Source organism: Lachnoanaerobaculum saburreum DSM 3986, assembly GCF_000185385.1.
Lineage (GTDB): Bacteria > Bacillota > Clostridia > Lachnospirales > Lachnospiraceae > Lachnoanaerobaculum > Lachnoanaerobaculum saburreum.
On record NZ_GL622296.1, the window covers coordinates 1,590,640 to 1,608,904 of the forward strand.

General features: G+C 33.1%; 20 protein-coding genes and 1 pseudogene. 16 read left to right on the forward strand and 5 right to left on the reverse strand.

What is annotated here, in order from left to right; genetic code table 11:
• Positions 1-34: 34 nt before the first annotated feature.
• The 4 genes from HMPREF0381_RS15385 to msrAB are packed head-to-tail and all read right to left on the reverse strand — an operon-like array spanning position 35 to position 3,664.
• Positions 35-439 (reverse strand): sensor histidine kinase, encoded by a 405-nt coding sequence (locus HMPREF0381_RS15385; RefSeq protein ID WP_008751314.1) that lies wholly within the window; start codon positions 437-439, stop codon positions 35-37.
• Positions 414-1,748 carry a cache domain-containing sensor histidine kinase gene (locus tag HMPREF0381_RS07375; RefSeq protein ID WP_008751315.1) on the reverse strand — a complete coding sequence of 445 codons (1,335 nt, stop codon included), beginning with the start codon at positions 1,746-1,748 and terminating at the stop codon, positions 414-416. Before HMPREF0381_RS07375 ends, HMPREF0381_RS15385 begins: the two co-directional genes overlap by 26 nt.
• Entirely contained in the window at positions 1,738-2,535 is a 798-nt protein-coding gene (locus HMPREF0381_RS07380) for a response regulator transcription factor (protein ID WP_242824404.1), read from the reverse strand. Before HMPREF0381_RS07380 ends, HMPREF0381_RS07375 begins: the two co-directional genes overlap by 11 nt.
• Complete coding sequence (msrAB, locus tag HMPREF0381_RS07385) at positions 2,528-3,664, reverse strand: bifunctional peptide-methionine (S)-S-oxide reductase MsrA/peptide-methionine (R)-S-oxide reductase MsrB (RefSeq protein WP_008751317.1); 1,137 nt, start codon at positions 3,662-3,664, stop codon at positions 2,528-2,530. Before msrAB ends, HMPREF0381_RS07380 begins: the two co-directional genes overlap by 8 nt.
• Before the next feature lie 163 nt (positions 3,665-3,827).
• Here msrAB and HMPREF0381_RS07390 point away from each other — a divergent pair, with 163 nt between their 5' ends.
• The 3 genes from HMPREF0381_RS07390 to HMPREF0381_RS07400 all read left to right on the forward strand — a co-directional run bounded on the left by HMPREF0381_RS07390 (position 3,828) and on the right by HMPREF0381_RS07400 (position 5,933).
• Positions 3,828-4,445 carry a class I SAM-dependent methyltransferase gene (locus tag HMPREF0381_RS07390; RefSeq protein WP_008751318.1) on the forward strand — a complete coding sequence of 206 codons (618 nt, stop codon included), beginning with the start codon at positions 3,828-3,830 and terminating at the stop codon, positions 4,443-4,445.
• Positions 4,446-4,481: 36 nt separating this feature from the next.
• The gene (locus tag HMPREF0381_RS07395; RefSeq protein WP_008751319.1) at positions 4,482-5,171 is read left to right on the forward strand and encodes a DNA alkylation repair protein; all 690 of its coding nucleotides are present in this window, start codon (positions 4,482-4,484) and stop codon (positions 5,169-5,171) included.
• A 141-nt stretch (positions 5,172-5,312) separates the two neighbouring features.
• Positions 5,313-5,933: a methylated-DNA--[protein]-cysteine S-methyltransferase gene (locus HMPREF0381_RS07400; RefSeq protein ID WP_008751320.1), complete on the forward strand. Its 621-nt coding sequence runs from the start codon at positions 5,313-5,315 to the stop codon at positions 5,931-5,933.
• 142 nt (positions 5,934-6,075) lie between these two features.
• Here HMPREF0381_RS07400 and HMPREF0381_RS15870 read toward each other — a convergent pair.
• A pseudogene (locus HMPREF0381_RS15870) lies at positions 6,076-6,888 on the reverse strand (helix-turn-helix domain-containing protein).
• A gap of 588 nt (positions 6,889-7,476) precedes the next feature.
• On the opposite strand from HMPREF0381_RS15870, the gene HMPREF0381_RS07410 reads away from it, so the two are divergent.
• The 13 genes from HMPREF0381_RS07410 (at position 7,477) to HMPREF0381_RS07465 (ending at position 18,176) form a co-directional block, all read left to right on the forward strand.
• The gene (locus HMPREF0381_RS07410; RefSeq protein ID WP_008751323.1) at positions 7,477-7,986 is read left to right on the forward strand and encodes a helix-turn-helix domain-containing protein; all 510 of its coding nucleotides are present in this window, start codon (positions 7,477-7,479) and stop codon (positions 7,984-7,986) included.
• On the forward strand, positions 7,956-8,627 hold the full coding sequence (locus tag HMPREF0381_RS07415; RefSeq protein WP_154647090.1) for an IS630 family transposase: 672 nt from the start codon (positions 7,956-7,958) through the stop codon (positions 8,625-8,627). Before HMPREF0381_RS07410 ends, HMPREF0381_RS07415 begins: the two co-directional genes overlap by 31 nt.
• Before the next feature lie 101 nt (positions 8,628-8,728).
• Positions 8,729-8,896, forward strand: a complete 168-nt coding sequence (locus HMPREF0381_RS16080; RefSeq protein ID WP_008751325.1) for a recombinase family protein — start codon at positions 8,729-8,731, stop codon at positions 8,894-8,896.
• 203 nt (positions 8,897-9,099) lie between these two features.
• A complete protein-coding gene (locus tag HMPREF0381_RS07425) occupies positions 9,100-9,333 on the forward strand; it encodes a helix-turn-helix transcriptional regulator (protein WP_008751326.1) in 234 nt (77 codons plus the stop codon).
• A gap of 207 nt (positions 9,334-9,540) precedes the next feature.
• Entirely contained in the window at positions 9,541-9,792 is a 252-nt protein-coding gene (locus tag HMPREF0381_RS07430) for a hypothetical protein (protein ID WP_008751327.1), read from the forward strand.
• Positions 9,793-9,813: 21 nt separating this feature from the next.
• Positions 9,814-10,476 (forward strand): hypothetical protein, encoded by a 663-nt coding sequence (locus tag HMPREF0381_RS07435; RefSeq protein WP_008751328.1) that lies wholly within the window; start codon positions 9,814-9,816, stop codon positions 10,474-10,476.
• A 157-nt stretch (positions 10,477-10,633) separates the two neighbouring features.
• Positions 10,634-10,840 (forward strand): hypothetical protein, encoded by a 207-nt coding sequence (locus HMPREF0381_RS16085; protein ID WP_008751329.1) that lies wholly within the window; start codon positions 10,634-10,636, stop codon positions 10,838-10,840.
• A 414-nt stretch (positions 10,841-11,254) separates the two neighbouring features.
• A complete protein-coding gene (gene mobQ, locus HMPREF0381_RS07445) occupies positions 11,255-12,955 on the forward strand; it encodes a MobQ family relaxase (protein ID WP_040461268.1) in 1,701 nt (566 codons plus the stop codon).
• A gap of 88 nt (positions 12,956-13,043) precedes the next feature.
• On the forward strand, positions 13,044-14,069 hold the full coding sequence (locus HMPREF0381_RS07450) for an ORF6N domain-containing protein (RefSeq protein ID WP_008751331.1): 1,026 nt from the start codon (positions 13,044-13,046) through the stop codon (positions 14,067-14,069).
• Positions 14,070-14,160: 91 nt separating this feature from the next.
• Entirely contained in the window at positions 14,161-14,940 is a 780-nt protein-coding gene (locus HMPREF0381_RS07455) for a phage replisome organizer N-terminal domain-containing protein (RefSeq protein WP_008751332.1), read from the forward strand.
• 123 nt (positions 14,941-15,063) lie between these two features.
• Positions 15,064-15,927: an ATP-binding protein gene (locus tag HMPREF0381_RS07460; RefSeq protein WP_008751333.1), complete on the forward strand. Its 864-nt coding sequence runs from the start codon at positions 15,064-15,066 to the stop codon at positions 15,925-15,927.
• Positions 15,928-15,984: 57 nt separating this feature from the next.
• Positions 15,985-16,155: a hypothetical protein gene (locus tag HMPREF0381_RS14840; protein WP_008751334.1), complete on the forward strand. Its 171-nt coding sequence runs from the start codon at positions 15,985-15,987 to the stop codon at positions 16,153-16,155.
• A gap of 14 nt (positions 16,156-16,169) precedes the next feature.
• Entirely contained in the window at positions 16,170-18,176 is a 2,007-nt protein-coding gene (locus tag HMPREF0381_RS07465) for a recombinase family protein (RefSeq protein ID WP_008751335.1), read from the forward strand.
• The last annotated feature ends 89 nt before the right edge of the window (positions 18,177-18,265 follow it).

Consider the following 18,265-nt stretch of genomic DNA (forward strand, 5'->3'; position numbering starts at 1 on the left):
AAAACAGGTCGAAGGGTGAACCTCCGGCCTGTTATTATGAGCTCTTTTCTCTAAGTTTTATAATGACCTTTGTTCCCATACCGGGTGCGGACTTTATGCTTATGCCATAATTATCGCCGCAAAGAAGTTTGATTCTGTGGTCAACATTTTTAATCCCTATGCCGCCCAGATAAATTTTATTATCGGAAGGACTGTCTTCTTTTAGCTTTTCGGTATCAAAACCCTTACCATTATCAGATACGATTATAATAATATCATTATCAAAGCTTTCAAAAGAGATATTTATCTTGCCCCCACCATTTGGGCGAAGTCCGTGATATATTGCATTTTCAACTATGGGCTGAATAATAAGTTTGGGGATAAAAGCATCCTTTAAATTATCAATAGAATCTATTTCATATACAAGCATATCCTCATATCTGATTTTTTTGTATTTCAAGATAATTTTTTACATGCTCGATTTCATCCTTAATGCTGACAAAATCAAGATCGGTACTTAAGGAAAATCTTAAAAGCTTACCAAGGGCGGAAGTAACTTTAATTACCGCTTCATTTTCATTTAGTTCCGAAAGCCAGAGTATTGTATCCAGAGTATTATATAAAAAATGAGGATTTATTTGACTTTGTAACATTTTAAGTTCAAAAACTCTTCTTGCCTTTTCCTCTTTTGTTATATTCTCTGTAAGAGCTTTTATTCTGTCAATAAGTCTGTTGTATTCATTTTCAAGCTCCGACACTTCAGTTATATTCGTGGATATTTTTATATGAGTCCATTTTTTATCCATATCTATCATGGCAATCTTAAGGCGTGTAATAGGTTCACTTAGTATTTTAGAGGCTATTATACCTATAAATAAACTTAGTATTATAAGGATACAGGACAAAATAAGAATATTTTTAGTCAGATTTTTTTGGAGGATTTTTAAATTATCCGAAGATGCAACTCCAAAAAGTTTCCAGGATGAATTATTTATTATACCCTCATAAACCACCTTACCGTCTGTTATATCGCCGTCCATAAGAGATTTAAGCTCTTCACTTTTTTTAGTATCATTAAATATATCTTCATTAGGATGATAGATAATATCGCCTGTTTCAGACATTATATATACATAACCACTTTTTCCGAGATCAAGATTTTTGATATAATCTTCTATAAAATTATAGGAAATATCAATAAGTACTACCCCAAGATGTTCATTATTCTGCCCTGTAATTTCTCTGTATACTGAGATTGTCCATGCTCCTTTATCCGATGCAAATGCACTGTGTCCTGTTTTTGAAAGCATAGGCATGCGATTTGATGCAAGGGCTTTTTTATACCATTCTTCATCCATCATATCTTCTGAAAGCGTAATACTCATATCACTGTCACCGGTAATTGCAAAGCCGTTTTTAGAAATAACCGCCACGGCACTTATATTTTCATCAACTTCTTTTGCAAGGTGTATAAGTGATGAAATGGACTCCAAAGCTTCGGGAGAAGATTTAGCAAGAGCGGATTTTATATCCTTATGTTCTGCAATAATATTGCTGAAATCTCTAAGTTTTTTAAGGTAAGAGGATATATACTCACCTGTTTGATTTACCATGGTTCTTGTACGCACTACATCATTTTTAATCAGCATATCTGATGTAAAATGATATATACTGCCTGAGAGCAGAAGTATTATAGACAGAGAAAACAATAAAAATGTAAGGGAAATCCTTACATGAAGCTTTGAAAAAAAATTTAATTCAGTTTTCATTTAATTTTATCCCCTGTTTAAACTGCTTTGGAGTAATGCCGAAAGTTTTTTTGAATTTGTTTGTAAAATAATTCACATCATCATATCCTATTTTTTCCGCTATCTCATAATTTTTCATGTCGGTGGAGAGACAAAGTATTTTTGCCTGCTCCATCCTTTTAATACCTACATATTCCTGAAAAGGTATACCATAAATCTGCTTTATTATGCCGCTTAGATAGCTGCTGTTAAACCCAAGTTCTTCAGCCATAAGTCCTAGTGAAAGCTTAGAGTCAAAAATATTTTTTTTCATATATTCCTTTACAGCTTTAAAGCTTGAATTGTCATAGGATATATTCTCATATTCTGAATGAAGCTCCATAAGCTTATCCTTAACTATATTTGTTTTTATCTTATCTATTATTCGCCTGAGAACAAGTTCTATATCTGTTTTGTTTACAGGCTTTAAAAGGTAATCATCCACTCCTATTCTGATTGCGGTTTGCATATATTCAAAATAGTCATAACCTGTAATCATAATAATTGCGATTTTTTTGTTTTTTTCTTTAAGTATTTTGGCAAGAGTAAGCCCGTCGGTATTTGGCATATTTATATCAAGCATTATAATATCAATATGCTCTTTATCTACTGTCTCCAGGCATTTATCAGCATTACCGGCTTCAAATATCTCATCTATACCTATTTCAGACAATATGGCGAGGGTTTTAATCCCTCGCCTGATTATCGGTTCGTCATCAACTATAAGCAGCTTATACATCATCTCTCCATAATTTGCAATATTATTCAACTAAGTACTTTAAATAGCCATAACCTCTTTCATCCATCTGTGAGTATGGAATAAATTCAAGAGAAGCGCTGTTGATACAGTATCTTTTTCCACCCTGATCCTTTGGACCGTCATCAAAAACATGTCCTAAATGTGCGTCTCCGCTTCTGCTTCTTACCTCGGTTCTTGTCATATTAAAGCTGTTGTCTTCATTATATTTTACCACATCTTTATCAATAGGTTTAGAGAAACTCGGCCAGCCACATCCTGACTCAAATTTATCTGTGGATGAAAAAAGCGGCTCCTTTGTTGTGATATCTACATATATACCTTTTTCAAAATTATTCCAGTATTCATTTGAAAATGCTCTTTCGGTATTGTTTTGAATAGCAACGCTATACTGAATACTGTTAAGTGATTTTTTAAGTTCTTCATCGGAAGGTCTCGGATATTTTGATGGATCAATCAAAGGCTTGTCCTCAGAATGTATTTTTTCATTTTCAGACAAAGGCTTATCCGCAAGTGAGAGGTCTATATGACAATAGCCTGTAGGATTTTTTGTAAGATAATCCTGATGATATTCCTCAGCATCATAAAATTGCTTTAGGGTTTGAACCTCTATTGCAATGGGTTTATCATACTTTGTCTGCTCATTTTCCAAAACCTTATCTATTATTTTCTTATCATCATTATCAGTATAATATATTCCGCTTCGATATTGTGAACCCGTATCATTGCCCTGTTTATTTATACTGACAGGATCAACCACTCTAAGATAATATGCCAATATATCTTCAAGACTGATTATTTCGGGATTATATACTACCTTTACAGTTTCGGCATGCCCGCTGTTATGAAGATCTTTATAGCCGGGATTTTCAGTTTTCCCATTGGCATAACCGCTTACAGCATCTTCAATACCGTTTATCTTTTGCATATAGGCTTCAAGCCCCCAAAAACATCCACCTGCAAGATAGATTTCTTTGTATTGAGCAGATTGCTTTATATTTTCCATCTTTTTGTTTGCTTCAATATTATTTGTTGATTTTGCTTCACTTACCTCCTTGCGGCTTTTAAAAACATTTACCGACAGGAAAACTATCATAATAAAAAATACAGGTAGTATAAAAAGTAATTTATCTTTGTTCATATATTCCTTTCTTATATTTATATTATTTTATCCGATATTAATTTGTTTCGGATTTATATTTTATATGATAAAATAAAATCATTATATATGTAATAGAATTTTATTTAGAAAAACATGAATATTATTATGTATAGCCGAAATTTATAAAAGGTAAAGGTTTTTTATGAAAGAGAATTATTTTGATACCCTTGCAAAGGGATGGAATACTCCACAAAGAAAGAATACAAGTGAAAATATAAAAGAAATTATTTTAAATAAATTTGATAATAAACCTCATTCACAGATAAAAGCACTGGAAATAGGGGCGGGAGACGGTATACTTGCAATACTGCTTTCAGAGCATTTCAGTAAAATAGATTGTATAGACAGTTCAAGCGGCATGAGAGAGGAATTCTTAAAAAACAAAGAAAAATTTATGACTGAAAATATTTTTATCTATGATGAGAGTTTTTTATCGGATAATGTTCACAGATATGATCTTATATATAGCCAAAAGGCGTTCCATCATATCGTGGATATTGAGGCTGAACTTAGAAGTTTAAAAGAAGTAATTGATAGGGATGGAGTATTTTATCTTATAGATTTATGTACTGTACCAAGAGAATTTCATAATGATTTTCCGTATTTTGACGGTCATGACGGCTTTTCAAAGGATGAGATTTATACATACTTTGAAAATACAGGTTGGGAAGTGACAGACTATGAAATAATTATGCAGGGTAAAAGAAACGGTATATATTTCAGTATGTTTATGGCAGTAGGAAAAGTGAAGCAACAGTAAATATTATCTTATGTATAAATTAAAACAGGAGATATTATGATTTTGGATGAGATAAGAGATGAATTATTTAAAATGCAGGATATAGGGTATAGAGATTTTAACAGTAAGCTTATTCCTACAGTAAAAAAGGAAGATATGATAGGAGTGAGAACTCCGGAGCTTAGAAAGTATGCAAAGAAACTTTTAAAAGAGGAAGGTGTGGAGGATTTTTTACATTCACTTCCACATAAATATTTTGATGAAAATCAGCTTCATGCATTTATAATTTCAGAGATAAAGGAATTTAAGTTATGTATTGACGAGTTGATAAATTTTTTGCCTTATTTGGATAACTGGGCAACCTGTGATCAGCTTTCACCAAAGATATTAAAAAAATATCACAATGATTTGCTTCCACATATATATGAATGGTTAAAGTCGGATAAAACCTATACTGTAAGATTTGGTATAGGTATGCTTATGGAACATTTTTTGGATGAAGATTTTAAAAGCGAATATCCTAAAATGGTGGCAGCTGTAAGGTCGGAGGAATATTATATAAATATGATGACGGCATGGTATTTTGCAACTGCACTTGCAAAGCAGTATGAAAGTATACTGCCGTTTATTGAGGGTAATAAGTTGGATACTTGGACGCATAATAAGTCTATTCAAAAAGCGATAGAAAGCAATCGTATCAGTGCGGAGCAAAAGAATTACCTTAAAGGACTGAAGATAAAAAAATAATGCAGTGCATTTTTCTTAAAAGTTTACAGTTCATGCAATTAGAAAATACCTGTTAAAAAGAGAAATTTACCAAGGCATAAATGTTTTAATGTTAGAATTAGAAACTGTTACTTTATATTGGTAATATAAGAGAGGATTATTATGAAAACGAAGGAAGAGGCATGTAATTTCGGCTTATCATTTGAAAATACATATTTGGATACTCCGTTTAGAAGAGCCGAGTGGCAGCTTGTCAGGATAAAAGACAGCAAGAAAACATTTCTTTGTGTATATGAGAAGGAAGGTTTTATAAATTTAAATGTAAAAGTAAGCCCTGAGTGGAGGGATTTTTGGAGAAGCACTTATGCTTCCGTAATGCCGGGATACCATCAAAATAAGGAACATTGGAATACCATTATACTTGACGGTACTGTAAAAGAAGATGATATTAAAAGAATGATTGCGGAAAGCTATGACCTTGTAACAGATTCTCCGACTAAAAGAATCTATGAGGCGGTAAAAAGGATACCGAAAGGTCATGTTGCAACTTATGCAAAGGTTGCAGAAATGGCAGGCAATAAAAAGATGTCAAGGGCTGTGGGGAACGCACTTCATAAAAATCCGGATCCTGATAATATCCCATGTTTTAGGGTGGTAAATTCAAAAGGTGAGTTGGCTCCCGAGTTTGCCTTTGGAGGAATGGGAGAACAAAGAAAGCTGCTTGAGGCAGAGGGGATTGAGGTGAAAGATAACAGAGTTGATTTATCAAAGTATGGAATATAGAGGGGGAGAATGAAACTATTTACAGGATGTTGTATTCTATAAGAGAAGTTATTCCAATATAGAATAACCTCAAATATAAAATACAAATTATCAAGCCTACCTACGATTGTTAAAACAAAATACACAGATTAAAATATTAGGACTACCTTTTTCTTTTCCTAAAGTTGATGCCTGAGTTTTTAATGGAAGGAGATTTTTTTAGCAGTTTTCTAAAAGATTCTTTTTCGCTTTCCGATAACCTTTTATATTTTATCCCCATGGAAGAACAGAAAACCTCAATATACTTATCAATGTTCTTTCCGGAAGATTTCATGATTTGACGAACTTTCTGAACGGACAAGACATTTTCATCGTTATCGGCGATACTATCAATATCATGTTCGTGATTTTTACGAATATCTTTTAGAATGGCATCCCAAGTCTTATGGGTAATATGACAAAAGAAATCCTCTTCTCTTATCTGAGCAGCTGAAAGAGTTTTTAGTGGGAGATCTTATTTCACATAAGGATTTTGACTGATAATTTCAGTCCTTACATCTTTAAGATAATCATTTATGTCATTAAAACACTTAGTAGCAATACCGTCAATAAAAATCTCCGTATCAGCCATAAGCTCCTTAAACTTATCATGTGTAGCAATTTCACAAAGTAAACGGTTATTGATAGAACCGCTTAACAACAAATCAATCATATTATCACTCAAATGTAGATTAGTCAAATCTGTATTTGGGTGATTTTTATTTTCTGTTAAACCGAGAAGATAATCAGTAGAAACCTTATAAAATTGTGCAAGTACAACCAAATTGCCATGATTGATTTCTTTGTAATCATCATTCTCATAGTTACCTAAAGCAGATTTTGAAATACCCGTAAGTTTAGCTAATTCCTCCAAATTCAACTTATGTGAAACTCTTAAATCTTTTAAGCGTTCTTGTAAGGTTATTTTACACTTCATAGATATAGCCTCCGTTTAATACAAATATTTTCATAAGGATTATACCATATTTTCCACAATCGTGGAAAAATGAAAAAATTACCTTAAATTCCAACTTTGTGGACATACAGGAAGAACAGCAAAAATACACTATCATACAGACATAAAGAAATTGTTCTTTGACAATTGAATGATCGGTCTGTAAGGATATGTATTTATGGGGAAGTAGGCGATGACTTTCTAAGTATCAGAAAAGAGCCTGCCAAGTAGAACAAAACGTTGCTGTGAGATACAGGGGCAGGAACTATATCAGGTCTAACCGACAAAATATAGAGTGCATATTTACTCAAGGTATCCATATAACATCTTAAATGTAAAAAAACAAACAGGAGGTTAAAAATATACTAGTGTCTTGACATATTGATATTTATCTTTATTTCCTGCCTTTGATATAAACTGAAAGAGTTCATATCAAAGTCGGAATTACTATGAATTTCAACGTGCCGTTATACTAGTGTACTGACATATTGATATTAGTCTAAATAGTCCTATCTATTGTTACTGACTTATGATATACTAAAACCACTAAAAAAATGGTGGTGATATCCTATGGCAAGACCAAGAAGGTATAAAATCGAACTTACCGATGAGCAATTAGAGTATTTAAAATCTGTTATCCGAAAAAAGGATACCTGTAAAACGATTCGATGCAGATGCCAGATTCTTATTGATCTGGATGAATCGCACGCAAAGATGCTTACTCATGAACAGTCTGCAAAGTCGAATGGTGTATCTATGTCGACAGTAACCAAAACTGTGCAAAAGTATGTTCATGGTGGTATTGATGAAGTAACAACATTTAAACGTAGCGTCAATTCAGACAATGCAAGGCGTGTATTGGATGGGTGTGCAGAGGCACGTATCATTGAACTTGCCTGTGGTCCGGTTCCGGATGGACACTCCAGATGGACGATCCGCTTACTGGAAGAAAAATCAAGAGTTGTTCTTGACACTCCTGTTAGCCGTGAGGCAATCCGAAGAGCGTTAAAAAAAACAAACTTCGACCTCACAAAAACGACTACCGGTGCATCCCGACCAAAGAAAGTGCCGAATTCATAGCATGTATGGAAGATATCCTTGATGTATATGAACTCCCATATAATCCCAACATCCCACTTGTCTGCATGGATGAAAAACCCTACCGGTTACTGGGTGATGCAAGACAATGCTTGCCTATGCGTCCGGGCAATGATCAAAAAATAGATTCTGAATATGTTCGAAATGGTACATGCAGTATCTTTGCTTTTGTCGAGCCACTTGGAGGCACTCATCATGTCAGTGTGAGAGAACATCGTACTGCCCTTGATTGGGCAGAAGAGATCAAATACCCGGTTGATGTGATGTATCCCTACGCTGAAAAGATCATTCTTGTTATGGACAACCTCAACACGCATAAACCATCCTCTCTATATAAGAGGTATACGCCTGATGAGGCAAGAAGAATCATCAAGTGTTTAGAAATTCACTATACGCCTAAGCACGGGAGTTGGCTTAACATTGCAGAAATAGAACTTAATGCAATGAGTAGACAGTGCTTAGCGCGAAGAATCGAAAGTATTTCTATCCTTCGCGAAGAGTTAGCTGCCTGGGAAACAGAGCGCAATACTCTAATGGCAACAGTGAACTGGCAATTTCGAACCGCAGATGCCAGAGTGAAGTTAAGCTCATTGTATCCTAAGCTTACAACAGAGGATGAATAACTGTTATAATAGTAAATATCAACGTGTCAATACACTAGTATCGACAAAGGAACAGAATATAAACAGGCAATTAACAGCTATTTTATAAATAGGGAATAGAGATGAAGCAAATCTATATTGATAAGGCAAGCGGAAAAGACTTTAACCCCAGAAAATATAAAAGTCTTATTAGAAAACTCAAAGAGGGAGATGAACTGTATATTAAGTCAATTGACAGACTTGGAAGAAATTATGACGAAATTATTAAGGGAAAAACTTTTATAATATAGAGATATATTTTGACCAAAACAGTAATATACATTTTGTATAAAATTTTTAAAGATAGTACAATCAGAACGGAAAGAGTAAATGCTTATTTTTATATTGCAGAAATTTTAACATTCAAGAGAAATTAATAAAAAATAGCAATTAATACTTGCAATATATTTTTATGAATGATATAATCTAAATATAGTTAGAAAGGATTAACCTTATGAAAAATAGAATTAAAGAAATAAGGAAAGAGAAAAAAATAACACAACAGGAATTAGTTGATGATTTAGACATAACAAGACAATATATAAGTCTTATAGAAAAAAACGGGAAGTCAGAACCACCGTCATTAAAGGTGGCAAATGCGATAGCCACAAAATTGGGAGTATGTATCTATAGAGTATTTGATTTGGATGGAAAAGAAACCTATTCTTGCAAGAATTGTAGGTGTTAACTGGTTAAGGTTTCTTGATTAAAATAGATTACGAGGAGGTGCGTTTTGTATGAAAAATATAAATCCTCAGAGGTATAAAAACGGAGATGATTTTGTAATATTATTATAAAGCAATGAGAGGTGTTGAAAGGAATGAAAAATTTTTTTGATAGCTTTGATAATATTTTGCCTATTTATTTTGTCTCGCAAAACAATAACAAATAATCTATGAATGACTATATGTATTATGAACTAAAGGGTCTATCAGAAGAAAAGTTGTATAAAGTGTTTATTGAGAATGGTTTGGAAGTGGATGATGAATTAGAAGAATATTTAATTGAAGAAGAAATAGCAAAAATATTAAAAACAGATTTCGATTTGTGGATACAAGGGATTTCAAGTCGTTCTCATGCAATGTATTTTCGATTTGCAAAGGAAGTGAAAAGAGTATATGAATTGTTACTAGAAAAATATAGATAGAAATAAAGGAGGAATCAAGAAATGTTGGAGAAAATAAAAAAATATTTGTATACGTTAGCGTTTATTTTACTTGCTGTTATGGTTTTGCCACAAACATTAAGTTATGCTGATGAAGTTGAGTTATCAGCTGAAAAAATTTTATTGATGAATAAATCAGAACTTTTGGCTGAACTTGAAAATGGTGAATTGACCTTGCCGACGTATTATGATACTCACAGAGATGTAGCAGAGACCTTTGTGTACAAGTATACACCATTGTTATTAAAAGAGGAATTAGATACAAGTGTGCCGCAATTTAATTATATGCCATCGAATGAAATGCTTAAAAATCTTGAAATATCTCTTATAAAAAGAGGATTACTCAAAGAAAAAGATTTTTCAAAGATTTATCCTGAAACGAGTTATTTATCCAGATATTCTTTGAAAGATAGCACAATTTTAGGCACTTGGAATTCAAATTATGAAAACTATAATTGCTATGCATATTCGATAGGTTTGACAAGCTGGAGACAACCCGATGGTGGGGATGGATACAGCTATTACGATGTGTCTAAATCAATTTCAAGTATAGCGGATGACGTATTAGCAGACTTAGATTCTTTGGGGTATTGGGGTTATAAAACAACCACTAAACCTAAATCGCTTCCAGATAAACACTTTAGGGTGATTAGAAAAAGAAAATAGTAAAATTGAAAAAGCACAAAACAGAGCTAAGCAACTTAATCAAAAAATAAGTAAACTCAAAAGAAGTGCAGAAACCCAAAGAAAAGTAAGAAAAGGAGGAGTATTTGAAGCCTTTGAAAGAGAAATTACAGGTAGGCAAGAAGAGACAAATAATGATTTGATCTATGCCTTTTTAGACTATGTACTATCAGATAACAGGAACAGAGAAAAGCTAAAGGAACTTACAGAAATTCACTTGAAAGATAGAGGACTGGATAGGAAAGAAACAGAAAATCCTGATGATAAAAAGGATAATGCCGACAAACTGAAAGAGGAAAACTTTGATGAAGATATGGAAGCTGATTTTTTAGAAAATGAAGATTAAAAAGATAGATTAGATAGGTGGCTTTTAGGAAAACTAAATACGAAAATGGATGGTGCAAAGTGAAAAGGGTTTTAATACTTTGTTTTTTATTGATTTTTAATCAGTAAAAAACAAAGTTCACAGAAGTTTAAGGGGGAGTGTAGCCCCCTTTGAGCAAATAAAAATGCTTTAGCGTTTTTGTTTCCTTCGCGGAGCGGTAGGTTTTCCGCAGGAACGCAAAGCACCGAATGTAGTCGGTGTATCTTTGCGCCCTTTGAAAAAGGGAGTAAAGATAGCTTTCATCATCAGGATATTAAAAGTATGAAAATTAGATATTGGATAAAGATTGGCAGATAGAAAAAAATCAAGAAAAATCTATCTGCTTTTCTTATGCACGAAAATACAAAAATCGTAAATCGAAAGGAGCGGAAAAGAATGGAAATCAAAAGTTTGCATACCCATGTAGATATTGTTACAAGAACAGGTGGAGGGAAAGTTATCCCTAAAGCTGCATATAATGCGAGAGATAGATTAAGAGATAATAGATATGGGAAATTAGAGGATTACTCTAAAATAGATGATCTTGTATTTTCAAAAATATTTCTTCCGAAACATGTCCCTAAAAAATTTTCTGATAGGGAATACTTGTGGAACAGTGTAGAAGAGATAGAAAAAAGTAAAAACTCACAACTGGCAAGAAATCTGCTCTTTGCACTCCCAAGAGAATTAAGTGAAGAAGATAGGATAAACCTCATCAGTGAGTTTATAGAAGAAAACTTTACCTCTAAAGGGATGATAGCAGATTGTAATATTCATAATAAGAAGGCAAGCGACAATCAAGAACAACCTCATGCTCATATCTTACTTACCCTTAGAGAAATGGATCGTGAAGGAAACTGGAAACCAAAATGCAGAAAAGAATATATCCTTGACGAAAAGGGAGAAAAGATAAAACTGAAAAGCGGAAACTACAAATCAAGAAAAGTAAACTTAAATGATTGGAACGAGCCTGATAAAGCGAAAGAATGGAGGGAGAACTTTTCAAAGAAAGCAAATGAGTATTTAGCAAAAAATAATATAGATAAAAGAATCGATTCACGCACCTTTGAAGAACAAGGAAGAGAAGAACTCCCGCAAGTTCATTTGGGAACAGCAAGCTATCAGATGGAGAAAAAAGGAATACAGGCAGAAAGAGGAAATCAAAACCGAAAAATCATAGCTTTAAATACAGAGTTAAAAAAATTAAAAGAAGAAATGGCAGAAATAAGCAGTTGGATTTTAAGTTTGGTAACTATGGTAAAAGGCTTGTTGAAAGGATTTTCCAAAGAAAAACAAGAAGAGTATAACTTAACTCCGGACCTTTTTGATGTCTATTCCTATCTTGAAACCTACTATAACATTCAAAAAGAACTATCTAAAAATCTAAGTTATGATAGCAGAATGAGAAAAGAACAGTTTGATTCTAAAAAGTATATGCACACCTTATCCTATATGAGCAGGAATAACCTAAAAACAATCTTAGATATACAGGGTAAAAAAGAGGAAGTAACTACAAGACTGAAAGAAAATAAGGGGAAAATAGCAGACTGTAATAAGCAAATGAAGAACATAGAAACCCTAATCAAACAAGCGAAAATAATGAAAGAGCATAAAACGGTATACGATAGATACAAGGGAGCGGATAATTCTATCTTCAGTAAAATTGCTGGTGCAAGCAAAGAAGAATATTACAATTCCCATAAGGCGGACATCGATAACTATATCAGAGCAAAATCTATCCTCAAAAAATTAAGCGGAAGCGAAAAGATAGAAATAAAAAAATGGGAGCAAGCAAAAAGAGCGTTACAGACCGATATAGATCATCTCATGTTTAACCAAAAATTTATAAAAGAGGAAATCAGTCAAATAAAACATATCAAATATGTAGTAGATGAAGTAAATAAGAATTTTGGAATAGATATAAATATGGAGATAGAAATAGCCTATAAAAAAGCCATAGCAAGAGGAGAAAAGCCAAGTGTTAAAATGGCAATAGAGGAATTCCAAAAGCAAATCAAAAAAGAAGATCAGCAAAAAGCATGGACTAAAGAACATTCCAAGAACAAAGGTACAAAGTCAAAAGAAACAGAGAGATAGAAAAGAAGTGATATTTTTGGTATAATGCAGGATGAAATTAAAATTTTGAAGATAAAATGAACGTATAGTTATAGTCTATAAGCTGATTATGATAAAAAAGATATTGGAGGTGGATTGTGTGGCAAAACAACATAATGAAATCGTAGTAATCGAAGAAGATACTATAAAGAGTAGGATTTATGATATAAGAGGTCAAAAGGTGATGCTTGATTTTGAACTTGCTGAAATTTATGGATATACAACGACAAGATTTAATGAACAAGTAAAAAATAATTCGGAGAAATTTGATGATGATTTTATGTTTCAGTTAACGAAGTCAGAGTTTGAAAACTTGATATCGAAAAAATCGACATCAAGTTGGGGCGGGCGTAGAAAACTGTCATATGCCTTTACAGAACAGGGAATATATATGCTAATGACTGTATTAAGGGGAGAACTTGCAGTGAAACAAAGCAAGGCTTTAATACGAATGTTTAAGCAGATGAAAGACTTTATTATTGAAAATCAGGATTTTATCGGTTCAAAGGAATTTGTTCAAATAGCAATTCAAACAAACCAAAATACAAATGATATAGCAAGACTCGATAGCAAGGTGAATACCTTAGCTACAAAAGAAGATTTGAAAAAGGTTATGGATCATTTTATAGACCCGGACACATATAAACATTTTCTCTTGATGAATGGAGATAAGATAGAGGCAGATGTTGCCTACACAAAAATATATAAGTCAGCAAAGAAAAGCATTTATGTCATAGACAACTATATTGGACTTAAAACATTGGAACTTTTAAGAGCCGCAAGGGATAATACCCAAATTATAGTTTTCAGCGATAATGTAAAAAATAAGGATATGCTCACAAAAAACATCTTAGATGATTTTAGAAAAGGCTATCCTACAATCAACTTGAAGATGAAGATAGCCGGAAAAAAATATCACGATAGGTACATTGCAATAGACTATGGAACAGAGCATGAAGCTTTTTATCTTTGTGGAGCTTCGTCAAAGGAAGCAGGAAATAAAATATCAAGTATTACCAAGATAGAAGAATCATCGAAAGATATGTATCATATGATGTTTAGCGGAATGTTAAGCAATAAAGACTTAAAAGTCTAATATGGAAACACGAAACAAACATAAAAATTTATGAAAGGGCGGTAGAAGTAAACATCTATCGTCTTTTTTATTGGAAGAAAGGGAAGAATAAATGGCAGAAAACAGAAGATATTATTGGATAAAACTGAAAGAAGATTTCTTTATAGACAAGAGGATAAAAAGGTTAAGGAGAATATACGGAGGAGATACTTACACAATTATCTACCTCAAACTCTTGTTATTAAGCCTAAAAGATAGTGGAAAACTATATTATGATGGGGTGGAAACAGACTTTATAAAAGAACTTGCATTAACTATTGATGAAACGGAAGATGATGTAATGGTTACAGTAAACTATCTTGTGGCACAGAATTTAATGGAAGTGATTATGGAAAATGATGAATACTTTCTAACAGAACTACCAAGTCTTATAGGCTCAGAAACAGCTTCCACAAGGCGTTCAAGGAAATCACGAGAGCAAAAAGCGTTGCAATCTGGCAACGGTGCAACACCTTGCAACCTTTTGAAACAAAACTGCAACGGAGAGATAGAGAAAGAGATAGATATAGAGATAGAGATAGAGATAGAGATAGAAAAAGAGGGAGAGATAGAAGAGCAAAACCTACCCCATATTTTTTACGGAGAATATAAAAATATCCGTTTAACGGATGAAGAATACCGAAAGTTAACAGATAAGTTGCAAAGTCATACCGATACGATGATTGAAAAACTCTCCAGATACATCAAAAGCAGTGGGAAAATTTATCAAGACCACTATGTAACAATCCTTAATTGGTATGAACAGGATAAGGAAAGACTATCACAGATAAATAATAAAAGTGGAAGTTCTAAAACCTATTCAACCAACTATGAGGATAGCGACAGCCTATAAATATCATACAATGAAGCAGAAAGGTGTTTTTAGAGCGTTAAGGAGAAAAGAGGTATCAGAGTATGCCTAAGATAAAAAACAAGCCTTAAAACGCATTCCACCATTTAAGATGAAAAAAGGAGAATGAAAATTATGGATAACAAAGAAAATCAAAATATGGTAACTACAAAAATACAAGGTACAGATTTTACCTACAACAAAGATATTCACTATGAAAAGGACGGACACATCTATTGCAAGACTTGTAATGAGAGAATAGACGGCAGATCAATTCCTATGTTAGATAAAAAGCTAATGATAATTAGAAAAGCTTGTAAATGTGATAGGGAGAGAAAAGAACAGGATGAACTTAGAGAAAAGCAGATTGAACAGGATAGACTAAGACGAAACTGCTTTATATCCAGAAATCAAATAGCCTATACCTTTAAAAATGCTGATGAAGACACAGACAAGGACATTATCAAAAAAGCAAAGAACTATGTAAAGCATTTTGAAGAAATGAGAAAAGACAATGTAGGTTTGCTTTTATTTGGAAATGTAGGAAGTGGAAAAACATTCCTAGCTTGTAGCATTGCAAATGAAATCATCACGGAGTATTCCTATACGGTTAAAATGAGAAACTTCGCACAGATACTAAATGACCTACAAAAAGGCGGCTTTAACCTTGACAGAAATGAATATATCAAGCAAATAATAAATCCAACCCTACTAATACTTGATGATTTTGGAATAGAGCGAAACACAGAGTATGCCTTAGAGCAGATTTACAATGTAATCAACGCAAGATACCTAAAGGCAAGACCGACCATAATAACGACAAACCTTAATTTCAAAGACATAGAGAAAGAACAGGAAGATATCATGCTTGGCAGGATTTATTCAAGAATAATAGAAATGTGTTTACCACTTAGAGTTGTAGGAGCAGATAGAAGAAAGATACAAAGTAAAGAAAAACTGAAGAAAGCACAAAACGTAATAGATGAGTAAAGGCGATTAGAAAGTAAAGAATCTAATCGCTTTTTATTTTTACAGGAAGGAGAATTTATGAATAAAACAAAAAAAGAGAATACAGACAATAAAAAGACGAAGGTAATTCAAAAAGAAATTGGAAACACAAGATACACCGTAAATATCTTCTGCAAGAAAAATGGAAAAGAGCTGAAAGATAAGATGAAATCCATCATTAAGCAGGAAGTTATGAAAAATAACAATTAACAGTGGTAAAAATCATGAAAAAGGAGTATAATGAAACTATCGTAGGTAGTCTTGATAGACAGGAGGAAATGATGTCTATTCAAGCGAACAGAAAAACAGCTCTTTATTGTCGTTTATCAAGAGATGATGAACTTCAGGGAGAGAGTAATTCCATTACCAATCAAAAAAAGATGTTAAGCCAGTTTGCCAAGCAGAGTGGCTTTTTTCAGTGTGAATTTTTTATTGATGACGGCTACTCCGGAACGAATTTTGACAGACCTGAATTTCAAAATATGATAACAAGGGTTGCAAATGGAGAAATAGGAACGGTAATCGTAAAAGACCTGTCCAGATTTGGAAGAAATCATCTTCATGTAGGTATCTATACAACGGAGTTTTTTCCAAAGCATAATGTAAGATTCATTGCCATAAACGATAATGTGGATACCTTTACTACCGATATGGAAACAGATATAAGTATTCCAATCAAAAATATTATCAATGAAATCTATGCAGTCGATACAAGCAGAAAAATAAAAGCGGTATATAAGGCAAAGGGACTTGAGGGAAAACACACAGGAAGTCATGCGATTTACGGATATAAAAAAGATCCTGACAACAAAGAGAAGTGGATCATTGATGAAGAAGCTGCAAAGGTAGTAAAGAGGATTTACTCTTTCGTTGTAAGTGGACTTGGACCCTATCAGATAGCAGATTTATTATATAAAGAGAAAGTCTATTCCCCATCATACTATATGGCTATGAACGGTTACGGAAATCGTATCAATAAAGAATTTGACACACCCTATCGTTGGTGGGGAACAACAGTGCAATATATAGTTAGAAGAGAAGAATATTTGGGACATACCGTAAACTTTAAGACCATAAAACCAAGTTTTAAGGATAAGAGAAGGTACACCAATAAAAAAGAGAATTGGGCTATTTTTGAGAACACTCATGAAGCGATTATTGACAAAGAAACATGGGAAATTGCGAACTCTCTATTAAACACCGTAAGAAGACCGTCAAGAGAAGGAACAGTAAATCCACTTACAGGGAAGCTGTTTTGTGGAGATTGTGGAGAAAAACTATACAATTCAAGAGGAACAAATCATAAAGGAACAGGACATTACAAAGAAGATGTCAGGTATGATAATTATATATGCTCAACCTATCAGAAGCATAGAAATGAATGCTCTGCACACTATATCAGAACAGAAGTAGTCAGAGAGCTTATTTTAGAAACTCTAAAGGATATTAGTAAATACATTGAGAATAATGAGGAAGAATTTAAGAATATCGTTATATCTACAAGAATTGAAGAAAGAGAGAAAAGTCAAAAGGAACATATAAAAAAACTACAAGCCGATAAAAATCGACTTGCTGTAATAGACAGGCTGTTTGTAAAACTGTATGAGGACAATGCAAGTGGCAGAATCAATGATGAAACCTTTAATAAGATCGCCATTCAGTATACAGAGGAGCAAAACACCTTAAACAGTGAAATATTGGAACTTGAGGAAGTAACGGAGAAATTACAATCCGTTAGTGACAATACAGAACAGTTTATAAAGACTATCAAGAGTTTTACTGACTTTTCTATACTCACAACATCAATGATAAATCAATTGATTGATAGAATAGTGATATTTCAAAAGCAGAAACTTAAAAGGTATAAGTTTACCCAAAGGATCGATATTTACTTTAGCTTTATCGGTAAATTTGAGATAGAAAAAGAGGGTGAAATAAAGGAAACGGAATATATAGAGGAAACGGAAGACAAAAAGTATATTCATAAAGACAGCAGATTTTCACCGATAACAAACTATCTGAAAGAACAAGGAAGAGAAGTAGAACTTGAGTTTTCAAAGGTGGAAGAACTGATAGGCAGAAAACTTTGTAAATCAGCAAGGAAATATCTGGGTTATTGGTATGCAAGTGATAATAGACCGATGGGAAATGCTATTTATAACGCAGGATATGATATTGTAAAGGTCGATGTAAAAAAAGAAACAATAAAACTTATAAATTATGACAAGTAGCATATAGATGTGATTAGAGGTAACTACTACAAAAATGGTGGTTACCTCTTTTTTGTTGGAGAAATATTTGAAAAACTTTGTTGACAAAT